Here is a 23,222-nt window from a genome sequence, read left to right as displayed (position 1 = left end):
CACGCCGGAAACCTTCGTCGCGCGAAGCCGTCAGTCCTCGGGCAGGGAGTTCTCAAAAAGAACCCTTGCCCCCTTTTATGTCGAGGAGTTCTCGTGCGCAGCCTGAGGTCGGCGAAAAACAATCCCGCTGAAACGGCGTCCCGTACCCGGCGCCCCGGTCGTCTCCGTCTGGGCGCCGTCGCGACCGCGCTGGGCGCGATGGCGGTCCTGGCCTTCCCCACCGAGGCGAACGCCTCCGTTCTGACGCTCCTGCCCCAGAACGCCGACGGCCTGGAGCAGTCCTTCTCTCCGGCCTACGACTACGACAAGGACGGCTGCTACACCACCGCCGCCATCAGCGCCGACGGCACCCTCAACCCCGGCCTGAAGCTGGGCGGGGACGTCAACGGGCACTGCCACGACTACGCCCAGCTGGCCAACGCCAACACGTACTCGCGCGAGAAGTGCAACAACGACTGGTGCGCCGTGGTGTACGCCAGCTACTTCGAGAAGGACCAGGCCACGCTCGGCCCGGCGGCCATCGGCCACACCCACGACTGGGAGCACGTCGTGGTCTGGATCCACAACAACCAGGTCGAGTACGTCTCGGCGTCCCAGCACTCCGGCTACCAGATCGCCGCACGCTCCGCGATCCGCTTCGACGGCACCCACCCCAAGATCGTGTACCACAAGGACGGTGCCTCGACCCACTGCTTCCGCTTCGCCAACACCAACGACGAGCCCCCGGAGAACGCCACCGGCGGCTGGTTCTACCCCCGTCTCGTCGGCTGGGCGGGCTACCCGGCGGGCTTCCGCGACAAGCTCATGAACGCGGACTTCGGCTCGGCCACCATCAAGATCAACGACGCCCGCTTCAACTCCACCCTCGCCAACTCCAAGCCCGCCGGCATCCCCTTCGACCCCAACGCCTGATCCCGCCCCCATGGACGGCGCCCCGCCCCGGGGCGCCGTCGTGGGCCGCGGGCCGCCTCATTCACAGACGCGCTTGGGGCCCGTCGCGCCCGGCCGTGCCCGGAACCGCACCTCGTGCCCCGCAGCGTCGGTGAACACCGCCTCGGCCGGCGAGAGCAGGGTCATCGTGCCGCGCTGCGTGGGGTTGTCCCAGCCCGCGGGCGGGTTGTCGGAGCCGTCCGAGAGGGGGTGGACCGCCTCGAACCACGTCGAGCCGATGCGGATGTCGTCGATGCCGCAATGGGTGTAGAGCTCGTACGGCATGGCCCGCGGCGTGGCTCGGCCGGTCACCGTGACCGCCGGTTCCGGGGCGGCGGTACGGCGCGGCTGTTCCTCGTCGCCGGTGCAGCCGGTGAGTACCGCGGCGGAGAGTGCTGTCATAAGGGCGAGATACGCGATTCCGGGTCTCATGGCCGTTGGACGCCGCGGTCCTGATCCCGGTTCCGGCGACGGGCCCGGCGCGGTCAGGTGCCGGCCGGCGCCGGCTCCTGCGGGAGCAGGACGACGCGGCCGTTCGCCGTGCCCGCCGCCTGGCGGCGCCACGCGTCGGGAAGGGCGTCGAGCGGGACACGTTCGTGGGCGACGGAAAGCCCGCCCTCGGCGGAGCGGCGGGCGATCTCGGCCAGGGAGGCGGCCCGACGAGCCGGGGAGAGCTCGTTGTTGGTGTAGCCCAGGACGCGCAGGGAGCGGCTGCGCAGCGTGCCGGAGTCGAGCGGGCAGGTCTCGGCGGCGGAGCTGCCGAGGTTGACCAGGCGTCCGCCGGTGCGGAGGGTACGGGCGGCCGCCGCGGCCGGGGGGCCGTAGAGCGGGTCGATGACCAGGTCCACGGGTCCGTCCGCCGCGGCGGCGATGCGGGCGGCCAGTTCGCCCACGTCATCGGTGTCGAGAGGGACGACGGCGTCGGCGCCCGCGGCGTGGGCGCGCCGCCGTGCGGCCTCGGAGCGGGCGGCGGCCACGACGCGCCGGGCGCCGGCGACGCGGGCCAGTTGCACCGCGGCCTGCCCGACCGTGCCCCCCGCGCCGAGGACGACCACCTGCTCCCCCGCCACCAGTTCGCCGCGCCACGTCAGCGCCATGTGCGCGGCGACCGCGGACAGGCCCAGGGCGGCGACCGCCACGGGGTCGGCGCCGGGCGGCAGTTCGACCAGCGCCTCCTCGGGCACGGCCACAAGCTGGGCCATGCTGCCGTCGCCGGGCGCCATGCCCGCCGCCGTCGGGAACCAGACCGTGCGGCCTTGGTACAGGCCGACGCCCTGGACGCCGGGCACGTACGGGGTGCGCGGCCGGCCGAAGTACGAGGTGCCGCTCGCGCACAGCAGGTCAAGCGGCGTCAGGGGCGCGGCGTGCACCTCGACCAGGACCTCGCCCTGCCCCGGCAGGGGCGGCTCCCGGTCGGCCACACGGGGTGGCCGGCCGGGCTCGGCGATCTCCGTCGCCCGCATCGTCACGTGGTGATGTCGGGGTAGGGCAGCGACATGTGCGACAGCCGGCGGGCGTACTCCTTCTGGAACTCCAGCGGCCCGTGGTCGCGTTCGAACAGCCCGATGAAGAGCGTGATCGTGAGGAAGGGGTGGGCCCCCAGCTCGAACAGCTTCGGGTAGTCGTGGGTGGACAGGGCCTCGCGCTCGGTGTCGTCGAAGCTCAGCCATGTCGAGGCCTCGCCGTGCAGGCAGTTGAGGATGCGGTTGGCGTACTCGTCCTCCCACATCCGCACGGTGGCCGCCGGCTCCTCGCGGTAGCGCTCCAGGAGCTCGGGGTCGCGGTCGACGGTGTACAGGAACTTGTTCAGCAGGTACTTGCTCACGAGCGGCCTCCGCGCGGGTACCAGGTGAAGTAGGCCTCCATGGTGTGGAACAGGTCGAACGTGTCGGTGTAGTCGGCCTTCCGGCCCTCACCTGCGACGCCCATCATCAGCATGAAGTCCATGAAGCCGTGGGTGGCGTTCCCCGGCAGGTGCAGGCTGTCGAGGGTGACCTCGGCGAGGCAGCCCTCGATGTCCCCGGACGCGATCCACTCCACGGCCCTGCGGTCGAACTCCGGGTCGGGGCCGTGCGGCCCGAACTGGCGGGGGCCGCCGAGCTCCAGCGAGAGGTGGCCGGTGCCGATGACCGCGACGCGCTGGTCGGCCGGCCAGGACTCGATGAGTTCGCGTATCGCCCGTCCGAGCTGTACGAAGCGCTTGGGCTGCGGCAGCGGCGGGGCGAAGATGTTGGTGTAGATCGGCACGATCGGCAGGTCGTTCTCCGGCCGCAGCGTGATGATCGGGCACGTGATGGAGTGGTCGATGCGCATCTCGTTGGAGAAGGCGAGGTCGAAACCGAGGTCGAGGCCGCCGCGCAGCACGTGCGAGGAGAGGTCCTCGTGGCCCGTCAGCAGCATCCGGGGCAGGCCGAACTCGCGTTCCTCGTTGTAGAAGTTGGCGTCGTAGAAGGGCGCCTTGCCCACGAGGAACTGCGGCATGTTGTCCAGCCACAGCTGGTGGAAGTGGTCGGAGCCGACCATGACCAGCACGTCGGGCCGCGCGGCGGTCAGTGTCGCGCGGAACGCCTCCACCTTGCGCACCCATTCGTCCGCGAAGGGGGGCCGGTCCTCTCCGGTGGCGTTGCTCGCCCGGTAGTAGAACGGGTGGTGGGTGGACGCGATGACCGCGACCAGCTCAGCCATGCGGACCTCCGTTGGTCTCGTCGGCGGGTGCGTAGGGGTCGGGATCCACGGACCGGTTGTTCAGGTCCACGGACAGGAAGATCTCGTTGGCGACGGGGTGGCGCAGCTCCTCGGCGAGCTGCCCGATGAGTCCCGCGGTTCGGGCCAGCAGGGCGAATCCGCGCAGCAGTTGCAGCGGCAGGCCGAGGTCGGCGAGCGCGGCACCGCACACCCCTGCCCCGTTGAGCGGCAGCGTCCTGCGCAGCACCTCGGGGTGGACCCGGCCGATGGCGGCGAACAGCGACAGGTGGGGGCCGATCAGCCCTTCCTCCTCGGCGATGCGGAAGAGCCGGGGGGTGCGGGGGTCGCCGTTCTTGTGCACGTGGTGGCCGAGGCCGGGGATGAAGCGGCCCTCGGCGCGCCGGGCCCGGACGGTGGTGAGCGCCAGCGCGTCCCAGCCGGCGTCGTCGGTGGGCGGTGGGCCGTCCAAGGTGTCCAGGACGTCGTGCAGGAAGCGGCCGCAGTCCTCGGTGACGCCGAGGAAGCGGGAGCCGCCGCCGAGCAGTCCGGCGGCGAGCGCGCCCTGCACCGAGTCCGGGGCCGACAGGTAGGTGAGCCGGGTGACGATCGCGGTGGGGGTGAAGCCGTGGTCGGCCAGGGCGGCGAGCACGGCCTCGAAGACCCGGGTCTCCCCCGCCGTGGGCCGGCGCTGGGTGGCCAGCCAGAAGGCGAGTTCGCCGAAGCCGACCGTGCCCATCACGTCCTTCGCCAGGTCGTGGCCGAGGAGGGTGATGGACTCCGTCGAGGAGGCACCGAGGGCGGTGGGGTAGCTCGGCCGGCCGGCCCGCTCCGGCTGCCCGGCGGGCCCGGTCACCGCTCCTCCCCGACGCCGGCGGAGTCCGCGGGGCCGCTCAGCCAGGCACGCAACTCGGCGCCGTGCTCGTCCAGTTCGGGTGGCGGTAGCCGGTAGCCGGCCGGGGTCTGCGAGAAGCGGATCGGGTGCCGGGTGGTGGGCACCGCACGGTCGCCCTCGCCGACCTCGACGACCGGGTCCAGCCCGAAGCGCTCGGCCATGGCGAACCCGCCGTCGATGGTGTTGATCGGCCCGCTGGGGATACCGGCCTCGACCAGCAGCTCGAACCACTCGACGGCGCCGCGCTTGGCAAGCTGCTCGACCAGCAGAGGGCGCAGTTCCTCGCGCCGCCGCGTGCGGTCGGCGTTGCGGGCGAAGCGCGGGTCGTCGGCGGTCTCGGGGATGCCGAGGACCTCGCACAGCTTGCGGAACTGGCCGTCGTTGGCGGCGGCCACGATGAGGTCGTTGTCGGCGGTGGGCAGCGGCTCGTACGGGAACACACTGGGGTGGGCGTTGCCCATCCGGTAGGGGACCACGCCTCCGGCGGCGTAGGCGGAGCTGTGGTTGACCAGCCCGGTGAGCGCCGAGGACAGCAGGTTGACCTCCACGTGCTGGCCGTCCCCGGTGGCATCGCGGTGGCGCAGCGCCGCGAGGATGCCGATGACCGCGTGGTTGCCGGCCATGACGTCGAACACGGAGATACCGGCGCGGTAGGGCGGCCCCGCGGGGTCGCCGGTCAGGCTCATCAGGCCGGAGATCGCCTGGACCATCAGGTCGTAGCCCGGCACGTTCCGTCCGGGGCCGGTGCCGAAGCCGCTGATGGAGGCGTAGACGACGCCGGGGTTGGCGGCGGACACCGAACCGAAGTCCAGGCCGAACCGCTCCAGGCCGCCGGGCCGGAAGTTCTCGATCAGCACATCCGCGCGGCGGGCCAGTTCCCGGGCGGCCGCGGCGTCGTCCTCGTCCCGCAGATCCAGGGCGATGGAGCGCTTGCCGCGGTTGACGCCCAGGTAGTACGTGGAGACGTCGCCCCGCACCGGGGGCATCCACGACCGCGTGTCGTCGCCCTGGGGGCTCTCCACCTTGACGACGTCGGCGCCCATGTCCGCCAGCAGCATGGAGGCGTAGGGCCCGGCCAGGATCCGGGAGAAGTCGGCGACCAGTACACCGGACAGGGGCCCTGCCTGCGGCGACGGCTCAGGTGGCAGGTGGGTGTTCGGCATTCGGGCACGCCTCCATGTCCGCTGAACGGACGAGTGTCCGCAAAGGCGATTCTGGCACGTCAGCCGCCGACGTCAAGACCGTCCGGCCCCCGAATCCCGCGGCATGCCGCCCGGCGCCCTCTCATCCGCGCGGCTGCGCGGCGTGCGTCACGTGCGGCACGGTCTCCAGGCGGGCGAAATCGGCGCTGATCTCCCCCGCGGCCTGGAGCAGCAGCGGGAGATGGTGGTCGAGCAGGTGCTCCACGGATGTCTCGGCGGCGTGGGTGTTGACGTTCAGGGCGGCGACGACCCGGCCGGTCCCGTCGCGCAGCGGCACCGCCACCGACCGGATGCCGCGGGCCAGTTGCTCGTCGGTCAGCGCCCAGCCGCGGGCCCGCACCTGGCGCAGTTCCGCGTCGCGCTCCTCGGGAGCGGGCCGCCAGCGCGGCTCCAGCCCGGACCGGCTCGGCTCGGCGAGCACGGCGCCCGCCTCCTCGGGCGCCAGCGCCGCCAGCAGCACCTTGCCCAGCGAGGTCTGCAGGGCGGGGAAGCGCGTACCGATCTGCACGGCCAGCGTCACGATCTTCGGCACGGCGACCCGGGCCACGTAGACGATGTCCGGGCCGTCCAACTGCGCGATGGAGCAGGACTCCCCGGTGCGCCCGGACAACTCCTCCATGTGCGGGCGGGCCACGTCCCACAGGCCCATCGACCGTACGTAGGCCACACCCAGTTCGAGCACCCGGGGCGTGAGGACGAAGCCGCCCCCGCCGGACGCGGCGCGCACATAGCCGAGTTCCTGGAGGGTGAGCAGGATGCGCCTGGCCGTCGGCCGCGCCAGGCCCGTCGCCGCGGCCACCTCGCTCAGCGACATCGCCGGCCGGTGCGGCGCGAAGGCCGTGATCACCTCAAGGCCGCGCGCGAGCGCCTCGATGAAGTCGGGTCCGGTGCCCTCGCGTGGCATGTCGCCTCCAGCTGACGTACGGGGTCGGTGCTCGGTCGATGTGAGCGGTCGATGTGAGCGGCCCAGCCTATCGTCCGGCAGGCGGACGCGGGTTCGGCTCCGCTTCCACGCGGGCGGCGGGCCGGAATCCCGCTGTTCTGCCAGCTCAGACCCGCACCCTGCCCCGGTCGGCACGCCGGCCGTCGCGCGGATCCGCTCGCCCGCCCACCGGTCTCCACGACGGATCCGCCAGACGGACACAGCGCGCAGGGGTGCCGCGGAACAGGTGCCGACAGATTCCTTGACACCGCCGACACACGAGCTCACAGTGACAGAAATTCCAAGTGACCGCTTGACGGACGAAAGTCCGTTGATCGGCGCGGACGGCTGCCTGCCATGCCGCACTCGATGGCGAGGAGTGGAGTTCGACGATGAACGAGCAAGCGGAGTTCCTGCCCGGACGGCCCGTCCTGCTGCGCGGCGGCACGGTCCTGCCGATGGACGACCGGCGGCAGGTGCTCCACGACACCGACGTCCTGGTCCTCCGCGACCGGATCGCCGCGGTGGGGCCGGACCTTCCCGCCCCCGACGGCGCCGTCGTCGTCGACGCCACCGGCGGCATCGTCATGCCCGGCATGATCGACACCCACCGCCACATGTGGCAGACCGCCATGCGCGGTTACGGTGCCGACTGGACGCTGACCCAGTACTTCGTCTGGTACTACCTGGAGTCCGGCCGGCTGTTCCGGCCCGAGGACATCCACGCGGGCAACCTGCTGGCCGCCCTCGAAGCCCTCGACGCCGGCGTCACCACCGTCGTGGACTGGTCGCACGGCCTGCAGACCGTCGACCACGCCGACGCCGCGGTGGACGCACTGCGGTCCGTGCCGGGCCGCTTCGTGCTCGCCTACGGCAACATCCAGCAGCCCCCGGCGGAGTGGACCGCCGCACCGGAGTTCCGCGACTTCGTGAACCGCCGGATCACCGGGGACGACATGCTCGGCTTCCAGATCGCCTTCGACGTGACCGGCGACCCGGCCTTCCCGGAGAAGCCCGCCTTCGAGGCCGCCCGGGAGCTCGGTGTGCCGGTCACCACGCACGCCGGCGTGTGGGGTGCCACCGGCGACGACGGCATCCGTCTGATGCACGAGCACGGCTTCATGACCGACCGCACGGTCTACGTCCACGCCGCCTCGCTGTCCGCGGACTCGTACCACCGCATCGCCGCCACCGGCGGCTCGATATCCGTCTCAACCGAGAGCGAGCAGAGCGCCGGCCAGGGCTACCCTCCCACCTGGGCCATCCGCTCCCACGGCATCCCGGTCTCGCTGTCCATGGACACCAGCGTGTGGTGGAGCGGCGACCTCTTCTCCGCGATGCGCACGACCCTCGGCGCCGACCGCGCCCGTGAGCACCACGAGGCCCACGCCAAGGGCGAGACCGTGACGCACGTCAGCCTGCGCGCCGACCAGGTCGTGGACTGGGCCACCCGCGGCGGCGCCCGCACCCTCGGCCGCGACCACGAGCTCGGCAGCATCGAGACCGGCAAGAAGGCCGACCTCGTCCTGATCAAGAACGAGCACTCCCCCGTGTCGTTCCCGCTGCTCAACCCCTACGGCCACGTGGCCTTCCAGGCCCAGCGCGGCGACGTGCACACCGTCCTGGTCGACGGGCGGATCGTCAAGCACGACCACCGCCTGGTCGGCGTCGACCTCGCGGCCGCGCGCCGCGAGGCCGAGCGGACGGTGGAGTACCTGCGCTCGCAGCTCGGCGAGGAGGGCTGGGCCAAGGGCATGAACCCCGACGTCCCCGAGACGAAGATCCTCGACAACCCCTACCAGTACACGGACTACCGCAGCAGCTCCACGCACAGCCGCGCCGAGTGACGCCCCGGCCTGACCCGCCTGACCGGGACCGGCCCGACCGGGACCGGCCCGGCGGCCGGGTCAGGCCACGTCGACGGTGGGCGAGTAGATGTCCATCCACAGCGCGAGGTCGAGGACGCGCTCCAGTCCGTGCCGCGCGGCCTGGGTGTGCTGCGGGGCGTCGTCCTTGACCGCGCGTTCCAGCCAGGCCTTGCTGACCAGGTCGAACACCGGGTGGGAGGGCTTGGTGAGCAGGTCCTTGCCGTTCTCCCGCAGCGCCACCGCGTACCGCGGGTCCTGGGTGGAGGGGTAGGGGCTCTTGACCCTGTCGTACACGGACTGCGGCAGCAGGTCCACGGTGGCCTCGCGCAGCAGGCTCTTCTCCCTGCCGTCGAAGGACTTCAGCGCCCAGGGCGTGTTGTACACATACTCCACCAGCCGGTGGTCGCAGAACGGCACCCGGACCTCCAGGCCGACCGCCATGCTGGCCCGGTCCTTGCGGTCCAGGAGGATGCGCACGAAGCGGGTGAGGTGGAGATAGCTGATGCCCCGCATGCGGAACTCGAAGTCGCTCTCGCCGTCGAGCCGTTGCACCCCGGTCATCGCCTCGCGGTAGCCGTCGTGGACATAGCCCTCCAGGTCCAGGGCCTTGGCCAGGGGCTCGGTCAGGACGTTGCCGTCGTCCCCGAACTGCTGGGCGAAGTGCACCAGCCAGGGGAAGGTGTCGGCCTTGCGGGCCTCCTCGTCGAAGAACTGCTGGTAACCGCCGAACACCTCGTCCGCGGACTCACCGGACAGGGCGACGGTCGAGTGCTGCCGAATGGCCTTGAACAGCAGGTAGAGGGAGCTGTCCATGTCGCCGAGCCCGGCGGGGATGTCCCGGGCCCGGATGACCCGGGCGCGCACCTCCGGGTCGGCGAGCTGATCGGAGTCGAGCACGATGTCCTGGTGCTCCGTTCCGGCCAGGGCGGCGACGTCGTGGACGAACGGTGTGTCGGGAGTGGCGCGCAGCGCGTCCGGGACGAAGTGCTCGGTCTGGCCGACGAAGTCGACCGCGAAGCTGCGCACGGTCTCGCCCACGGTGGCCAGTTGGCGCGCGGCCAGCGCGGTCATCGCCGAGGAGTCCAGGCCGCCGGAGAGCAGGGTGCAGCGCGGTACGTCGGCGACGAGCTGGCGGCGGACGATGTCGTCGAGCAGCTCGCGCACGCGGGCGATCGACGTCTCCTTGTCGTCGGTGTGCCGCCTGGTCCGCAGCGACCAGTACACATGGGTGCGCAGCCCGCCCCGGTCGACGGTCACCACGGTGCCGGGTTCGACCTCTCGCATGCCGTCCCACACGGCGTGGCCGGGTGTCTTGATGAACGCGAACAGCTCGCGCAGACCGTCGAGGGTGACATGGCGCGCGGCGAGCGGGTTGGCGAGGATCGCCTTGGGCTCGGAGCCGAAGAGCACCCCGTCGTCGGTCGGGTAGTAGTAGAAGGGCTTGATGCCCATGCGGTCGCGGATCATGACCAGCTTCTGGTCGCGGCTGTCCCAGATGGCGAAGGCGTACATGCCGTTCAGCCGTTCGGCGATGCCCTCGCCCCACTCCAGGTAGCCGTGGAGCACCACTTCGGTGTCCGAGGTGGTGGTGAAGCGGTGGCCGCGTGCGGCGAGTTCCTTGCGCAGCTCGGTGAAGTTGTACGCCTCTCCGGAGTACACCATGACCGCCGTTCCGCCATCGGGGTCCTCCGCCGCCATCGGCTGCCGGCCGCCGGGAAGGTCGATGATGGCGAGCCGCCGGTGTCCGAGCGCGGCCGGTCCCTGCACCCAGGTGCCGCGGGCGTCCGGCCCGCGACAGGCCATGGTCTCGGTCATCGCGTCCACTGTGGCCTGCTCGTTCCGCAGGTCCCGCTCGAACGAGACCCATCCCGCGATTCCGCACATGCGTCTGCCTCCGGCTCTGCTGTGCCGTGCCTTTGCCTGCCGTCGCGCCGCGGCCCGGTGTCCCGCCTGGCGACACCGCGCCGGGAGCACCATCACTGGGAGTGATGTGTATTAAGCACCTATATGCCCGAGTTTCCGCCGCGGCGGCCCATTCGTCAAACGCCCCGGGGGGGCCTTCAGGCGCGCGAGTGCAGGGCGATGGTCCAGGTGTGGACGGTGTACGGGGTGGGATGACCTGGGCGGGGCTCGGCGATGACCGCGGTGATCCGGTCGCCGTCGCGGCTCAGGGACGCTATGAGGCCCGAGACGCGCTCGGGGGCGACGGGCAGCAGCTCGGCGAGGACGGTGCCGGCCAGCCCGCGGTCGACCGCGCGCAGCACCCCGGCGTCGAGGACCACGATGGTGCCGTCCTCCAGGACCACCGGACGCGAGGTCTGCGGGTCGGTGAGTCGCGGGCCGCGTTCGATGACGCCGCCGGGCCGCAGCCGGACCACCCGGCTGCCGGTGGGGTGGGTGCGGTCGGCCTCGACGACACGCACGCCGGAGCCGACCACGTAGTGGCCGTAGCTGCGCCATGAGTCGACGGTGTCGCCGTCCCGGTCGTGCTCCCAGGTGTCGAAGAAGTCGTAGCCCTCCAGGCCGAGCAGGAAGCGGCCGCCGCGGAGGGCCGCACCGCGTGCCCCGCGCAGTTCGGCGATCTGTGTGCCGTCCGCCAGATCGAGCAACAGGGCCGGGCCGAGGAAGCCCCAGGGCGTGTACTCGGCGGAGTCCGTGGTGACCAGGACCCGGTCGCCGGAGATGTGGGCGGCGTTGGGCCGGCCGGCGCAGCGGTGGGTCCAGCGGGTGCGACCCGAGGCGTCGACGCGGCTGATCTCCCCCGTCGTGCCGTGGATGCGCAGGTCGTCCCGCCACGCCAGCGGCTGCCCGTCAGGACGGGGCTCGTACGGCGGGCGGCCGCCCGTACGTTGATGGTCCACCACGGTGACGCGCCACGGGGCGGAGGCCGCCCCCTCGGCACGGCCGCTCTCCTCGGGTCTCGGCATGGCCGCGATGTTAACTGCCGCGCGGACGAGAGCGATACGAGCCGCTGTCACGCATGGGGGCCCGCGGAGCCACGGCCGCCGGTCAGCCGCGCGCGGAGACCAGCGCCCAGACGGATTTCCCCGCTTCGTCGGGCGGCGTCCAGCCCCAGGAGTCGCTGAGCGAGTCGATGATGTGGAGCCCCCGTCCCGACTCGGCGAGCCAGTCGGGCTCCCTCAGCACGGGGATTCCGGTGCCGGGATCGGCGACCGTGCACAGCACGGATGTGTCGCGCCGCAGCAGTCCCAGCCACAGCGGCCGGTCGGAGAGCGCGCAGGTCGCGTCCTCCAGGCCGTAGCGCACGGCGTTGGTCAGCATCTCCGAGACGACTATCGACGCGTTGTCGACGACCGTCAGCATGCCCCAGTCGCTCAGGGTGCACCGGGTGAACTGCCGTGCCGCCCCCGCGGCATGGAGATCCCCGCTCAGCCCGCAGGCGGCGAAACGCGTCCCGGGGCCCTCGGGCAGGTCGAAGTCGAGAGGCGTCGCCGGGTGAGTCGTCATCGAGTACTCCGCGGAGCGTCGAGGGGGGCGCGGTGTCTACGCACTCCACTATCCCGGTCGGATCCCTACCGGTGCAAGCACATCTGCAATTACAGTCGTAAGTGCAACTGTAAGTACGTCTGCACGTGCAGATGCACGTGCAGAACGCCAAGGAGGCGTATCCATGCGGGAGTTCGAAAACGGCGTCCCGGCCACCGACATCGACGGCGCGGTCTGGCGGAAGAGCCGCCGCAGCAACCCCAGCGGCAACTGCGTGGAGCTCGCCGCGCTGCCGGGCGGCGGCTTCGCGATGCGCAACTCCCGCCACCCCGGGGGACCGGCCCTCATCTACACCCGCGCGGAGATCGAGGCCTTCCTCGGCGGCGTCAAGGACGGCGACTTCGACGACATGGCCGGCTGACGGCCCCTCAAAGCGTCGATGACCTGCCCTCCGTCCCTTCGACGCGCGGCCCCGCGGGCGCGCCGTCCGCTAACGCGTGCGGCGCGCCCGGGGATTTGGCTGTATTCGCACGCCCATTGGTGGGAGACTGGTTGTCTGCCCAGTCACTCACGGGAGTCGGCATGACCGCGACGCGGCCGAGCAACGAACCGTCGATAAAGCAGTACCTGGAGCACCCGCGAGGCGGCCCCACGGTTCTGCGCATCGTGCTGGGCACCCAGTTGCGGAGGCTGCGGGAGGCGTCCCACATCTCCCGCGAGGACGCCGGCGAGGCGATCCGCGGCTCCCACGCCAAGATCAGCCGGCTGGAGCTGGGCCGCGTCGGATACAAGGAGCGCGACGTCGCCGACCTGCTCACCCTGTACGGGGTGACCGACGAGACCGAGCGCGCAGACTTCCTGAACCTCGCGCGGCAGGCCAGCACACCCGGCTGGTGGCACCGCTACGGCGACGTCCTGCCCGGCTGGTTCGAGACGCTGGTCGGCCTGGAAGAGGCCGCCTCCATCATCCGTACCTACGAGGTGCAGTTCATCCCCGGCCTGCTGCAGACCGAGGACTACGCCCGCTCCGTGATCCGCCTCGGGCACCCGCGGGCGTCCGGCGTCGAGGTCGAGCGCCGGGTCGCGCTGCGCATGGCACGCCAGCGGTTGCTGACCGCGCCGGGAGCGCCGCGGCTGTGGGCGGTCGTGGACGAGGCGGCCCTGCGGCGGACGCTGGGCGGCCGGGAGGCGATGCGCGGTCAGCTGGAACGTCTCATCGAGGTGGCCGCGCTGCCGAACGTGACGCTGCAGATCGCGCCCTTCAGCGTCGGCGGCCTCGCCACGGCGGGCGGACCGGTCACGATCCTGCGCTTCCTGGAGCCCGACCTGCCGGACATCGTCTACCTGGAGCAGCTGACCAGCTCGCTGTACCTGGACAAGCAGGAAGACGTCGACAACTACCTGGCCGTCATGGACCGCCTCAGCGCCGAGGCCGAGCCGCCGGCGCGGACGCCCGCCATCCTGAGCGACATCGTGAAGCAGCTGCTCTAGCCGCGGACTTCACCGTCGGCCTCCCGCCGGTCCCGGGGCGGCAAGCCTCCGGGATCCGACAGTGCCGGCACGGTCGGCCCGACGATCCGTCAGGCCTTGCGGCCGACGCCGCCGAACTCGATCCATTCCTGGGTGGCCTGACGAGGCGCCAGGTCGGTGTCGGGGCGCCAAGTGGAGACCTCCACCAGACCGGGCTCCAGGATCTGCAGTCCGTCGAGGAAGTCCGCCACATCGTGCTCCTGGCGCACCCGGCCCCAGTTGCCCTGGGTGCTGGCGTCCATGAACTCGGTGACGAAGTCGCGCACCGACTTGTCCTCGCTGACCAGCTGGCAGACGACGAGGAAGCTGCCGGGCGCCAGACGATCCGCGACCCGCCGTACCAGACCCGCCGGGTCGTCCTCGTCGGTGATGCAGTGCATGACGGAGACGAACAGGGCCGCGACCGGCTCGCTGAAGTCGATCAGCCGCTCGACCTCCGGGTGCCCGAAGATGCCCTCGGTGTCGCGGAAGTCGGCCTGGATGACCGCCGTGTTCTCGTTCTCCTCCAGCAGCGCGCGGCCGTGCGCGAGCACGATCGGGTCGTTGTCGACGTAGACCACACGCGAGGCGGGGTCGATGCGCTGCGCGACCTGGTGCACGTTGTCCTGCGTCGGCAGGCCGGAGCCGTGGTCGAGGAACTGCCGGATGCCGTACTCCTGGGCCAGCACGCCCACGACGCGCTGCAGGAACCGCCGGTTGTTCACGGCGAGTTCCTTCGTGCTGGGCACGACCTTGAGCAGTTCCTCGGAAGCCTCGCGGTCGACCGCGTAGTTGTCCTTGCCGCCGAGCAGGAAGTCGTACATCCGCGCGACGCTGGGCGTCGCGGTGTCGATCGCGGTCGGCAGTGGCTCACGTTCCTGGCTCATCGGCCCCTCACAGTCTTCCCCACGCCCCGAACGCAGAGGTTGATCGCGGATCTCCATTCTATGGGCAAGCCCCGGCGCCGATCTGTGGTTTTCCCGCTACGGATCAGGAATTGCTCATGAGGGAAAGGCCTCTGAGTCACTTTCAGCCAGTGCGCCGAGCGACATACCTCGCTTCTCGGCAGGGGTGCGGACCACGGCCCGCGCCATGGAGCACGACAGCGCCCGTCATGCGGGCAGCGCCGGTGGCCGCCGTACTTCGTGCGGCCTATCGTCTCTCTCATGGAACTTGATGCGCTGGACCGTGCCCTGATCCGGGAGCTGCAGCACGACGCCCGGCAGACCAACAGGGACCTGGCCGCCAAGACGGGGGTGTCCCCGTCGACCTCGCTGGAGCGGGTGCGGTCGCTGCGGGAGCGCGGCGTCATCACCGGCTACCACGCGGCTCTCGATCTCCAGGCCGTGGGGCGCCCGGTCCAGGCCCTCATCGCCGTGCGCATCCGGCCGCCGGCCCGGCCGGTCATCGAGGGGTTCCGCGAGTGGGCGGCACGGCTGCCGGAGACCATCGGCCTTTTCGTCACCTCGGGGGCGCACGACTTCCTGATCCACATCGCGGTCCCCGACGTCAACGGCGTGTACGCCTTCGTCATCGACCGGCTCACCGAACGCCGCGAGGTCGCGGACGTGCAGACCACGATGGCGTACGAGCACGTGCGGTCCAGCTCCATCGAACCGGCGGCCCCGGAGCGGCGCCGGACCCGCTGAGGCGGCCGGGCCGGCCCGGAGGAGGCCGCCGTACGGATGGGCACCGCGCGGGCGGAATGCCGCACGAACGGTGGCCGACGGGCGCGACGTACGGGAGCGGCCGAAGGATATTCGGCGAGAGCACCACGCGGCCACATGCCTGCCTAGCATCTGCCTGGTCCACCGAGCAGAAGAGGCAGGAGAGCAGCTCATGACCGCCGGAAACACCACACCCCACGCCGGAGCCGTCGGCTTCTCGCCGGAGGAGATCGACCCGACCGCGCCGACCCGCGCGGCGCGGCTGAAATGGGTCGTCGTCGTCGACAGCGGCCTGCCGCCGGGACGCGCCGTCAACGCCGCCGTCTGCGCGGGAGCGGCCACCGCCGTCGCCGTGACCGGACTGCTCGGGGAGGACGCCGCCGACGCCGAAGGCGGCACCCACCCGGGGCTGCCGTGGGCCGGCTGCACGGTCCTGGCCGCCGACGCCGCCACCCTCCGCGCGATCCGTGCCAAAGCGCACGCCTCCGCGGGCACCTTCGTCGCCGACATGCCCGAGGCGGCCCAGCACACCCGCGTCTACGCGGACTATCTGGCCGCCCTGGGCAAGACCGCGGCCGAGGACGTCGGTTACCACGCGGTGAGCATCGTCGGGCCGCGCAACCGCGTCGACAGGATCGTCGGCAGGCTGCCGCTGATGTCGTGATCGCCCACGCCACTCCACGCCACGCCGACGGGCCGCAGAAACCCGGTGGAACGGAGCCGTCCGCGCCGCCTATGGTCGGCGCATGAGCACCCGCGTCTTCCGCATCACCGTCCGTGGCGTCTTCGACGGACTCGGCCCCGAGCAGCGCGCCGAACTCCTGGCCCACGCCGGGGAGCACGACGTGCTGCACGCGGCCTTCACCCCCGAGGGCCACCTCACGTACGACATCGCCGCCCGCCCCGCGTTCACCTTCCGCTTCCAGGACTCCGGCGAGGCCGAGGAGGACATCCTGGAGGCCACCGAGCGCGCCGAGGAGGCGGCCCGGGCGTGGCTGGCCGGACGCGGCTACGGCTTCAAGAACCTCCGCGCCCAGGCCGAGGACCTCTCCCAGGCGCCCCTCGGCAAGCGGCAGCGCCGCGCGGCGGCCACACAGAAGCCCGCCTGACGGCTCGGCCCGGCTACGCCTCGCGCGGCGGGACGTAGAAGGCGGTCGTCGCCGCGACCACGGCGGCGACGACGTGCTGGGGCGCGCCCGAGGCGGCGTAGGCCTCGCCCCACGCCTCGCTGCTGCGAATCGTGCAGGCACGTACCTCGTCGGACTCCGCGAACTCGACCGCCTGCTCCGGGCTGATGAAGCCGCCGGCCAGGTAGCGGCCGAAACCGAGGAGCGCGAGGTCCCAGCCGACACCGACGGCGCCGGGACCGAACTGGTCCCACATGCCGGGCGGGACGACCGCGGCGTGCTCGAGTTCGAGGACGGTCCGCTCGTCCTGCTCGGTGAGCCGCACCACCACCTCGCTGAAGCCCGGCGCCTCGCCCATCTCCCAGCTGACGCGGAGCACTTGCGGGGGCTCGCACTGCAGGATCTCCCCGCCCGCGTTGCCCTGCAGCTGGTAGCGGCCGCCGAGGCGCAAGTCACCGGTGACCGGGAGGAACCAGCGCTGGATGCGCTCTGCGGTGGTGCAGGCGTCCCAGACGTCCGCGATGTCCGCGTCGTAGGTGCGGCGGAGCAGGACCGTGCGTGCCTCCTCACCGGAGACGTCCCGGGAACCGACCTGCCTGTGGACGCGGTTGATCTGGTCGACGATGTCGCTCATGGTGACTCTTCCTCATCCTTTCCCGAACGGGGCGCGTGCCCCGTCCCCGGCCCTGGTCCCTGCTGTTGTTCCCCGGCGATCCGCCGCTCCCGGCGTCCGCGCGCCAGTTCCGTGCCGAGCGCGTCCAGCCGCTGCTCCCAGAAGCCGCGGAAACGCTCCAGCCAGGCGTCGACCTCGCGCAACGGGGCCGCTTCCACGGCGTAGAGCCGCCGGGTCCCCTCCGCCCGCACGACGGCGAAGCCGTGCTCCCGCAGCACCCGCAGATGCTGGGAGACCGCGGGCTGCGAGATCCCGAACTCCTCCCGGATCGCGTCGCTGATGGCACCGGAGGGCTGCTCACCGGCGGCGAGCAGCTCCAGTATCCGGCGGCGCACCGGATCCCCGAGGACGTCGAATGCGTGCACGCGGAGCACTATGCCAGGACTCACTTATATTAGCAATCACTTATAGATCGCCCACGGGGAGGAACCCGGGGAACGCCGGCGGCCCGGGGCGGTCCACCGCCCCGGGCCGTCCCGGTCCGCACCTCCCCCGCCTCACGGGGCCGCGGGATCGCAGAGGCCGTCGTCGTCGAGCGTGCCGTAATTGTGCTGCGGCAGCACGTCCGCGTCGTAGTCGGCCTTGACCCAGGTGCCGAGCACCATCTCGGCGGTGATGCCCGGACCGAAGCCGGCCAGCAGACCGCGGTGGCCGTCGAGGGCCGTCCCCTCCTCGAACATCCGGGCCAGGGCGTCGAGCACGACGCAACTGGCGATGTTGCCGTACTCGGTGAGCGTGGCACGGCTGAAGCGGAACGCCTCCGGAGCGACGCCGAGGTAGCGGCTCAGGTCGTCCAGGATGCGCGGGCCGCCCGCGTGGATGATGTAGAAGTCCAGCTCGGACGCGCTCCATTGGTGCTCCGCGGCCACGCGGCGCAGGACGGGCGCCAGCGGCTCCATCGTGCCGGGCACGCGCTTGTCGAGCTGGAAGTGGAACCCGGTCTGGCGCACCGCGTAGGAGATCCAGGCCTCGGTGTTGGGGATGAGGTACGAGGAGTTGTGCTCGAGCCGCATCCCGGTGCCGCCGTTCCCCCGGACCACGGCGGCGGCGACGCCGTCACCGAACAGCCCGTTGGACAGCAGCGTTCCGACGCTGAGGTCGGTCGGCTGGTAGCACAGCGAGCAGAACTCGCAGGCGACGATCAGCGCGTTGGCCTCGGGGTACGCCGTGCAGAAGTCGTGCGCCCGGTTGATGGCCGCGCCGCCCGCCGCGCAACCGAGTTGGGCGATGGGCATCTGCCGTGTGTCGTGCCGGAAGCCCATCGTGTTGATGAGCCATGCCGTCAGCGACGGCATCATGAAGCCCGTGCACGAGACGTAGATGATGAGGTCGATGTCGGCGGCGGTCAACTCCGCCTCGTCCAGCGCCTGCCGCACCACCGCGGGCACGCGCGCCTTGGACTCCTCCTCGTAGATCTCGCTGCGCACATCGAAACCCGGATGTTCCAGCACCTCGTCGATCGGCCGTATCAGGTGCCGCTTCTGTACGCCGGTGTTCTCGATGAGCCGGAGGGTCAGGCCGAGTTGCGGATGGTCTTTGTGCAGCCGTCGTGCCAGCTCGAGCGTTTGTTCGCAGGTGATAACGTTGTCGGGAACCGCGATCACCGGCTTGCACAGAACTGCCATGATTGGCTCCATTCCTGTCCCTCTGCGGGCGATGGTCCACGTGGTGCAACTGCCCCGGTGCATTTCCCCCGGGGCAGACCCGTACCTTTCACGGAATTTCACGGAAAGGCGATAGGCGGTACGGGCGTCCCACTTTCGGCGTCCCAATGAGGCCGGTATTCCACGTGGGCCCAAACGGAGTCGGATGACACATTCGGACCGTTTCCGGTCCGCCCAACAAAAAGTACGGCAGCCGGACCGGGAGCGCATGTCGAAGGTGTGTACGCCCCGCGCCGCATGAACGCCGCACACACGCCGCACGACGGCGCCGGTCCCGCCCGTACGGGGGCAGGACCGGCGCCGCGGGAAACCTGGGGCACTCGGGGCCGTTGGGGCGGTTGGGGCACCCGGGGCGGTGCTACCAGCCCACGTGCAGCGCGACCGGGTAGCGCCAGATCGACGTGGCGCTCCACCGCACCTCCTCGGCCGGCTTGGCCAGCCGCAGCTCCGGGAAGCGGCGCAGCAGCTCGGTGAAGGCGACCTGCAGCTCCATCGTCGCCAGCGGCGCCCCGAGGCAGTGGTGACCGCCCCAGCCGAAGGTCATGTGCGGGGCACCGGTGCGCTCCAGGTCCAGCTCGTCGGGGCGGTCGAACTTCGCGGCGTCGCGATTGGCGGTGAGGTACGAGACGTGCACGATGTCCCCGGCGCGGATCAGGACGCCGCCCAGTTCCACGTCCTCGGTGGCCACGCGCGGGATGCCGACGCCCTTGCGGAACGGGATGTGGCGCAGCATCTCCTCGATGGCCTGCGGGATCTTGTCGGGGTGCGCGCGGAGTGTCGCCAGCTCGCGGGGCCGGGTCAGCAGGGTGTAGGCGATGTTGCCGATCTCGTTCGAGGTCGTGTCCTGGCCGGTGATCAGCAGCACCATGGCCATGACGGTGAGTTCCTTGTCGTTGAGGATCTCGTCGCCGTCGCGGGCCGTCGCCAGCACGCTGATCAGGTCGTCGCCGGGGTGTGCGCGGCGCTGCGCGGTCAGCTCCGCGAAGTACGCGCGCAGATCGGCCTTGGACCGCACGGCGTCGTCACGGTTGTCGGGGCTGAAGTCCATCAGGGTGCGGGCGTGCGCGCGCAGCCGCCACCGGTCGTCCTCGGGGATGTCGAGGACCTCGCAGATCGCGGTGAGCGGCAGCGGTGCGGCCAGGTGCTCCACCAGGTCCGCCGGGGGACCCTCGGCGGCCATCGTGTCGAGGAGCTCGGTCACGACCCGCTCGATGTGCGGACGCATGCGCTCGACCTGGCGCGGGGTGAAGCCCTTGGAGACCAGGGAGCGCAGCCGGCTGCTGTCCGGCGGGTCCATCACGTTGATCGCCTCGTCCTGCACGATCGGCTCCGGGGTCATGCGGGGGAAGTCCCGGCCGACGACGCCCCTGCGGCTGAAGCGCCGGTCGGTCGTCACCGTCCGGACGTCCTCGTAGCGCGTGACCAGCCACGCCTCGCCCTCCCCGTGGGGCAGCTTGATGCGCGAGACCGGTTCGTTCTCCAGCAGGTGCTTCAACTGGGGGTCGAATTCGAGGGCCACGGCGTAGTCGAAGGGGCAGTCGTGCGCGGAGGAACCGGAATCCATGCGATGCTCCAGTGGACCTGGACGTCAGGGAACATCTCACAACAAATCGCCCCCTGAGCCCTCACGGCCACCGCAGCAAGCCCATCCGGGGGATCCGGCCCCGGCCGGCCACGGGACGATGCGGGACTGACGCGAGTCCCGTGCCTCGGGCCCCGCGTCAGGAACGCCGGCGGGGCTTGCCCTGCTTGCCTCCCCGGCCGGTGCCGCCCTTGGCGCCTCCGGAGGCGCCGCGCGGGTTCTTGCCGCCGGCCGCCCGCCCGCCGCCCGCCTTGCCGGCGGCCTTTCCGGCCGCCGGCTTGCGCCGTGCCGCGCCGGCCTCGGAACGCTGGTCCTTCGCCTGGGCGGGCCCGTCCGCGCGACGGCCCCGCGTGCTGTTGACGGTCCGGCCGCGGACGACGCCGATGAAGTCGTCGACCATGTCGGTCGTCGCGTCCTCGGGCCACGACAGCGCGACACGCGACTGTGCGGCGTCGACGAGCGGCCGGAAGGTGAGGTCACGGCGGTGGTGGAGCCGGGCGAGCGACTGCGGGACGACCAGCAGCCCCACGCCCGCCGCCACGAGCTCGATCGCGTCCGCGGTCGTGGCGGGGCGCTCGATCGCCGGGCGGCCGGGGGGCCGCTCCCAGTCGAGGGTGTCGTCGAGCGGGTGGAAGACCACCTCGTCGGCCAGATCGCCGGTGCTCACCTCCTCCACCGCCGCGATGACGTGGTCCTTCGGGACCACGACCACCGTCGTCTCGGTGTAGAGGGGGATCGCGCTGAGGTCCGCGCCGTCCACCGGGAGCCGTACGAAGCCCGCGTCGGCGCCGCGGCCGCGCAGCAGTCCCGTCGCCTCCGCGGCCGGGACCGCGACGAGTTCCAGCGGGATGCCGGGGAAGCGCTCCTGCCAGATCCTCACCCATTTGGCGGGTGTCACGCCCGGTACGTACGCGAGCCTGAACTGGGGGGATTCTTCCGAGCCTGTCACCAGGACAGGCTACCCGGGCCGCGACGGGGGGCGGCCCGTCCACGCGGTCGGGACGGGGCCGCGCGGTCGATATCCTTGACCCATGACGTCGCACCACAACACCCAGACCATGAAGCCCGCCACCGCGGCCAAGAAGCTGGGTGTGTACCTCGAGGCCACTCCCGCCGAGTTCCAGGAGGGCGTCGTCTCGCGCGACGAGCTGAACGCGCTCCAGGCCGACCCGCCGGAGTGGCTGCGGGAGCTGCGGCGCAACGGGCCGCACCCCCGTCCGGTCGTCGCGGCCAAGCTGGGTGTCTCGATCGCGGGCCTGGCCCGCGGCGGCGTCACCGAGCCGCTCACGACCGACCAGATCGACGCGCTGAAGCAGGACGTCCCGGAGTGGCTGGTGAAGGAACGCGCCACGCAGGCCGAGGTCCGCAAGGAAGCGGCGCGCCTCAAGGAGCGGGACGCCGAACGCGCGGAGCAGGGGAACCGGCCGCGCTCCTGACCTAGGCGCCGCTGTTGCCATGATCGACTCGCCGGATCAGCCCGGCGAGACCGAGGGACACGCAGGTGCGCTCGGTGCCCTCGGGCTCCGGGCGCAGGTCCTCGACGACCTTGCGGCGCGGCGGGTCCGCCTCGGCAGCGCGCCGGGGGACCCCTGCGCAGGCCGCGGCTGCGCGGGAGCCGCCTGACGGCACGCTGCCGTTCGGCAATGCTCCCCATTTCCGCGGTTCCCTTTTCCCGTTGCGCTCAGCCCGCTCTTTTGTGCCGTTCCTGACGAGCGGGTGGCCGTCGGTCTCCGGGAACCGGATGCGCGGCGGCGAATTCGGCGAAGGGAACCACGCCGGGGCGGGTGGCGTCTCCGCCCCCTCCCGTGCCTCGAAATCCCCCCGGCGCGGCGGGAGTCGGGCGTCCTGAGACGGCGGAGCGAACCCGGCGCGGACCGCGATATGGTGCGCTGCGGGAGGGGCCTCGGCGTGCGGTGCCGGAACGCCCAAGGGAGGGACGTGCCATGGGCGCACCAGACGCCGCGATCCAGCGGGCCGAGCGAGCGCTCGGCGTCGCCTTCCCCGCGGACTACCGCGGCTTCCTCACCGACCCGGGATCCGTGGCCCGGCACTTCCTCCCCGCCGGCGACTTCCTGACGCTCTGTCCGGTCGGCGACCTCCTCGGGCTCAACGACGCGGCGGGCCCGGTCGGCCGTCTCCCCGGCGCGGTGGTCATCGGCGGTGACGGCAGCCGTGAACTCCTGGTCTACGACTTCCGGCAGCAGCCTCCCCCGCTCCTCCTGGTCGACGCCGCGGCCGCCGCCTGGTCCGAAGGGCTGCGCCAGGCGGCCTCGCTCACGGAGTTCCTGACCCGATTCCCGGAACACGGCTGGCGCTGGCAGTAACCGCCGGCGTCGCTCCCCCGGAGCAGAACGGCTAGGAACTCAGGAGCGTGCCGGCGAGGGTCCGGGCGAGCCAGTCCTCATATTCGTCGACGGTCCACTCGCAGACATCGGTGAGCTGCTCGTACACCTCGATCGACGTGAGCGCGAAGACCTCGTCTGCGGCCCGGTCGGCGTTCAGCCCCGGGCGCAGCGCGCCCGCCTCGGCAAGGTGCTGGGTCAGTTGACGGCTGCCGTTGCGGCGCTGCCGCTCGGTCTCGTCGAGCAGGTCGCCGATACCGGTGCCGCCCGCGGCGGCTGCGGCGCGCAGCACGCGGTGGATCGGTCCGATCCGGCCGAAGATCGTGACGGCCATGGCCGCGTACAGGGCCAACTTCCGGACCGGATCGGGCTCTTCGATGATCGCCAGCACCGGGGGCCGCCCGCCCTGAGGGACTTCCCTGCCGTCGCCGGCCAGCGTGACGTCGTAGACGATCTTCACCAGGCCCGGCTTGCCGCCCGGACACGCGGCGTACAGCGTCTGCACCGCGACACCGGCGGCCGCGGCCACGTCGCCCATCGTGGTGGCCGCGTAGCCCCGCTCGATCATCAACGTCCGCGCGGCCTCGGCGATCCGCAGCCGGGTCGCCTCGGCGTGCTCGCGCCGGAGGTCGCTGACGTAGCGCCGCTTCTGTGTGCCTTCCATCAGGGTTCATCGTCCCATACAATTCGCCAGGCAGGGTTCTAATGAAAA

At 71.6% G+C, this 23,222-nt stretch carries 27 protein-coding genes; 9 read left to right on the top strand and 18 right to left on the bottom strand.

Going from position 1 to position 23,222, the window contains the following annotated elements; translation table 11 throughout:
• Positions 1-198: 198 nt before the first annotated feature.
• Positions 199-912, top strand: a complete 714-nt coding sequence (locus ACFWVC_RS28830; RefSeq protein ID WP_384293201.1) for an NPP1 family protein — start codon at positions 199-201, stop codon at positions 910-912.
• A 57-nt stretch (positions 913-969) separates the two neighbouring features.
• On the opposite strand, the gene ACFWVC_RS28825 is transcribed toward ACFWVC_RS28830, so the two are convergent.
• From ACFWVC_RS28825 to ACFWVC_RS28795, 7 genes are all read right to left on the bottom strand, one after another.
• A complete protein-coding gene (locus ACFWVC_RS28825) occupies positions 970-1,332 on the bottom strand; it encodes a hypothetical protein (protein ID WP_384293083.1) in 363 nt (120 codons plus the stop codon).
• Positions 1,333-1,415: 83 nt separating this feature from the next.
• Positions 1,416-2,393 (bottom strand): zinc-binding alcohol dehydrogenase family protein, encoded by a 978-nt coding sequence (locus tag ACFWVC_RS28820; RefSeq protein WP_384293196.1) that lies wholly within the window; start codon positions 2,391-2,393, stop codon positions 1,416-1,418.
• Positions 2,394-2,395: 2 nt separating this feature from the next.
• Positions 2,396-2,755 (bottom strand): hypothetical protein, encoded by a 360-nt coding sequence (locus tag ACFWVC_RS28815; RefSeq protein WP_384293078.1) that lies wholly within the window; start codon positions 2,753-2,755, stop codon positions 2,396-2,398.
• Entirely contained in the window at positions 2,752-3,615 is an 864-nt protein-coding gene (locus ACFWVC_RS28810; RefSeq protein ID WP_384293073.1) for an extradiol ring-cleavage dioxygenase, read from the bottom strand. The genes ACFWVC_RS28815 and ACFWVC_RS28810 overlap by 4 nt, the downstream gene beginning before the upstream one ends.
• A complete protein-coding gene (locus ACFWVC_RS28805; RefSeq protein ID WP_384293069.1) occupies positions 3,608-4,468 on the bottom strand; it encodes a citryl-CoA lyase in 861 nt (286 codons plus the stop codon). The genes ACFWVC_RS28810 and ACFWVC_RS28805 overlap by 8 nt, the downstream gene beginning before the upstream one ends.
• On the bottom strand, positions 4,465-5,670 hold the full coding sequence (locus ACFWVC_RS28800) for a CaiB/BaiF CoA transferase family protein (protein WP_384293064.1): 1,206 nt from the start codon (positions 5,668-5,670) through the stop codon (positions 4,465-4,467). The genes ACFWVC_RS28805 and ACFWVC_RS28800 overlap by 4 nt, the downstream gene beginning before the upstream one ends.
• A 121-nt stretch (positions 5,671-5,791) precedes the next feature.
• On the bottom strand, positions 5,792-6,613 hold the full coding sequence (locus ACFWVC_RS28795) for an IclR family transcriptional regulator C-terminal domain-containing protein (RefSeq protein WP_384293061.1): 822 nt from the start codon (positions 6,611-6,613) through the stop codon (positions 5,792-5,794).
• Between the two features lie 410 nt (positions 6,614-7,023).
• Between ACFWVC_RS28795 and ACFWVC_RS28790 the strand changes: the two genes are divergently transcribed.
• Complete coding sequence (locus ACFWVC_RS28790) at positions 7,024-8,478, top strand: amidohydrolase family protein (protein ID WP_384293056.1); 1,455 nt, start codon at positions 7,024-7,026, stop codon at positions 8,476-8,478.
• Between the two features lie 60 nt (positions 8,479-8,538).
• Here ACFWVC_RS28790 and asnB read toward each other — a convergent pair whose 3' ends face one another.
• From asnB to ACFWVC_RS28775, 3 genes are all read right to left on the bottom strand, one after another.
• Entirely contained in the window at positions 8,539-10,383 is a 1,845-nt protein-coding gene (gene asnB, locus ACFWVC_RS28785; RefSeq protein ID WP_384293053.1) for an asparagine synthase (glutamine-hydrolyzing), read from the bottom strand.
• 176 nt (positions 10,384-10,559) lie between these two features.
• Positions 10,560-11,426, bottom strand: coding sequence for a hypothetical protein (locus ACFWVC_RS28780; protein ID WP_384293048.1), 867 nt, complete (start codon positions 11,424-11,426; stop codon positions 10,560-10,562).
• An 82-nt stretch (positions 11,427-11,508) separates the two neighbouring features.
• On the bottom strand, positions 11,509-11,967 hold the full coding sequence (locus ACFWVC_RS28775; RefSeq protein WP_384293042.1) for an ATP-binding protein: 459 nt from the start codon (positions 11,965-11,967) through the stop codon (positions 11,509-11,511).
• Positions 11,968-12,130: 163 nt separating this feature from the next.
• Here ACFWVC_RS28775 and ACFWVC_RS28770 point away from each other — a divergent pair, with 163 nt between their 5' ends.
• Together ACFWVC_RS28770 and ACFWVC_RS28765 are read left to right on the top strand one after the other, a co-directional pair.
• Positions 12,131-12,367: a DUF397 domain-containing protein gene (locus ACFWVC_RS28770; protein ID WP_384293037.1), complete on the top strand. Its 237-nt coding sequence runs from the start codon at positions 12,131-12,133 to the stop codon at positions 12,365-12,367.
• Positions 12,368-12,528: 161 nt separating this feature from the next.
• Entirely contained in the window at positions 12,529-13,437 is a 909-nt protein-coding gene (locus ACFWVC_RS28765) for a helix-turn-helix domain-containing protein (protein WP_384293032.1), read from the top strand.
• Positions 13,438-13,526: 89 nt separating this feature from the next.
• Here ACFWVC_RS28765 and ACFWVC_RS28760 read toward each other — a convergent pair whose 3' ends face one another.
• Positions 13,527-14,342 (bottom strand): SAM-dependent methyltransferase, encoded by an 816-nt coding sequence (locus tag ACFWVC_RS28760; RefSeq protein ID WP_384293024.1) that lies wholly within the window; start codon positions 14,340-14,342, stop codon positions 13,527-13,529.
• 279 nt (positions 14,343-14,621) lie between these two features.
• Between ACFWVC_RS28760 and ACFWVC_RS28755 the strand changes: the two genes are divergently transcribed.
• The 3 genes from ACFWVC_RS28755 to ACFWVC_RS28745 all read left to right on the top strand — a co-directional run bounded on the left by ACFWVC_RS28755 (position 14,622) and on the right by ACFWVC_RS28745 (position 16,231).
• A complete protein-coding gene (locus ACFWVC_RS28755) occupies positions 14,622-15,104 on the top strand; it encodes an Lrp/AsnC family transcriptional regulator (RefSeq protein WP_384293018.1) in 483 nt (160 codons plus the stop codon).
• A gap of 190 nt (positions 15,105-15,294) precedes the next feature.
• On the top strand, positions 15,295-15,786 hold the full coding sequence (locus ACFWVC_RS28750; protein ID WP_384293011.1) for a DUF2000 domain-containing protein: 492 nt from the start codon (positions 15,295-15,297) through the stop codon (positions 15,784-15,786).
• A gap of 82 nt (positions 15,787-15,868) precedes the next feature.
• A complete protein-coding gene (locus ACFWVC_RS28745) occupies positions 15,869-16,231 on the top strand; it encodes a DUF6204 family protein (protein ID WP_384293005.1) in 363 nt (120 codons plus the stop codon).
• 13 nt (positions 16,232-16,244) lie between these two features.
• Here ACFWVC_RS28745 and ACFWVC_RS28740 read toward each other — a convergent pair whose 3' ends face one another.
• The 5 genes from ACFWVC_RS28740 to ACFWVC_RS28720 all read right to left on the bottom strand — a co-directional run bounded on the left by ACFWVC_RS28740 (position 16,245) and on the right by ACFWVC_RS28720 (position 21,117).
• A complete protein-coding gene (locus ACFWVC_RS28740; RefSeq protein WP_384293000.1) occupies positions 16,245-16,883 on the bottom strand; it encodes an SRPBCC family protein in 639 nt (212 codons plus the stop codon).
• Positions 16,880-17,287 carry an ArsR/SmtB family transcription factor gene (locus ACFWVC_RS28735; protein WP_384292995.1) on the bottom strand — a complete coding sequence of 136 codons (408 nt, stop codon included), beginning with the start codon at positions 17,285-17,287 and terminating at the stop codon, positions 16,880-16,882. The genes ACFWVC_RS28740 and ACFWVC_RS28735 overlap by 4 nt, the downstream gene beginning before the upstream one ends.
• A gap of 132 nt (positions 17,288-17,419) precedes the next feature.
• Positions 17,420-18,547 carry a type III polyketide synthase gene (locus tag ACFWVC_RS28730; protein ID WP_384292991.1) on the bottom strand — a complete coding sequence of 376 codons (1,128 nt, stop codon included), beginning with the start codon at positions 18,545-18,547 and terminating at the stop codon, positions 17,420-17,422.
• 397 nt (positions 18,548-18,944) lie between these two features.
• Positions 18,945-20,150 carry a cytochrome P450 gene (locus ACFWVC_RS28725; protein ID WP_384292988.1) on the bottom strand — a complete coding sequence of 402 codons (1,206 nt, stop codon included), beginning with the start codon at positions 20,148-20,150 and terminating at the stop codon, positions 18,945-18,947.
• 157 nt (positions 20,151-20,307) lie between these two features.
• Positions 20,308-21,117, bottom strand: coding sequence for a LysR family substrate-binding domain-containing protein (locus ACFWVC_RS28720; RefSeq protein ID WP_384292985.1), 810 nt, complete (start codon positions 21,115-21,117; stop codon positions 20,308-20,310).
• Positions 21,118-21,199: 82 nt separating this feature from the next.
• Between ACFWVC_RS28720 and ACFWVC_RS28715 the strand changes: the two genes are divergently transcribed.
• Positions 21,200-21,604 carry a DUF5997 family protein gene (locus ACFWVC_RS28715; RefSeq protein WP_384292982.1) on the top strand — a complete coding sequence of 135 codons (405 nt, stop codon included), beginning with the start codon at positions 21,200-21,202 and terminating at the stop codon, positions 21,602-21,604.
• 1 nt (position 21,605) lies between these two features.
• On the opposite strand, the gene ACFWVC_RS28710 is transcribed toward ACFWVC_RS28715, so the two are convergent.
• A complete protein-coding gene (locus ACFWVC_RS28710) occupies positions 21,606-21,812 on the bottom strand; it encodes a hypothetical protein (protein ID WP_384292977.1) in 207 nt (68 codons plus the stop codon).
• Positions 21,813-22,111: 299 nt separating this feature from the next.
• Here ACFWVC_RS28710 and ACFWVC_RS28705 point away from each other — a divergent pair, with 299 nt between their 5' ends.
• Entirely contained in the window at positions 22,112-22,492 is a 381-nt protein-coding gene (locus tag ACFWVC_RS28705) for an SMI1/KNR4 family protein (protein ID WP_384292973.1), read from the top strand.
• Positions 22,493-22,523: 31 nt separating this feature from the next.
• On the opposite strand, the gene ACFWVC_RS28700 is transcribed toward ACFWVC_RS28705, so the two are convergent.
• Positions 22,524-23,174, bottom strand: a complete 651-nt coding sequence (locus ACFWVC_RS28700) for a TetR/AcrR family transcriptional regulator (RefSeq protein ID WP_384292970.1) — start codon at positions 23,172-23,174, stop codon at positions 22,524-22,526.
• Positions 23,175-23,222 lie beyond the last annotated feature (48 nt).

Source organism: Streptomyces sp. NPDC058691 (genome assembly GCF_042714775.1).
In the GTDB taxonomy this organism is placed as follows: Bacteria; Actinomycetota; Actinomycetes; order Streptomycetales; family Streptomycetaceae; genus Actinacidiphila.
This window is presented reverse-complemented; position numbering and strand designations above follow the sequence as displayed.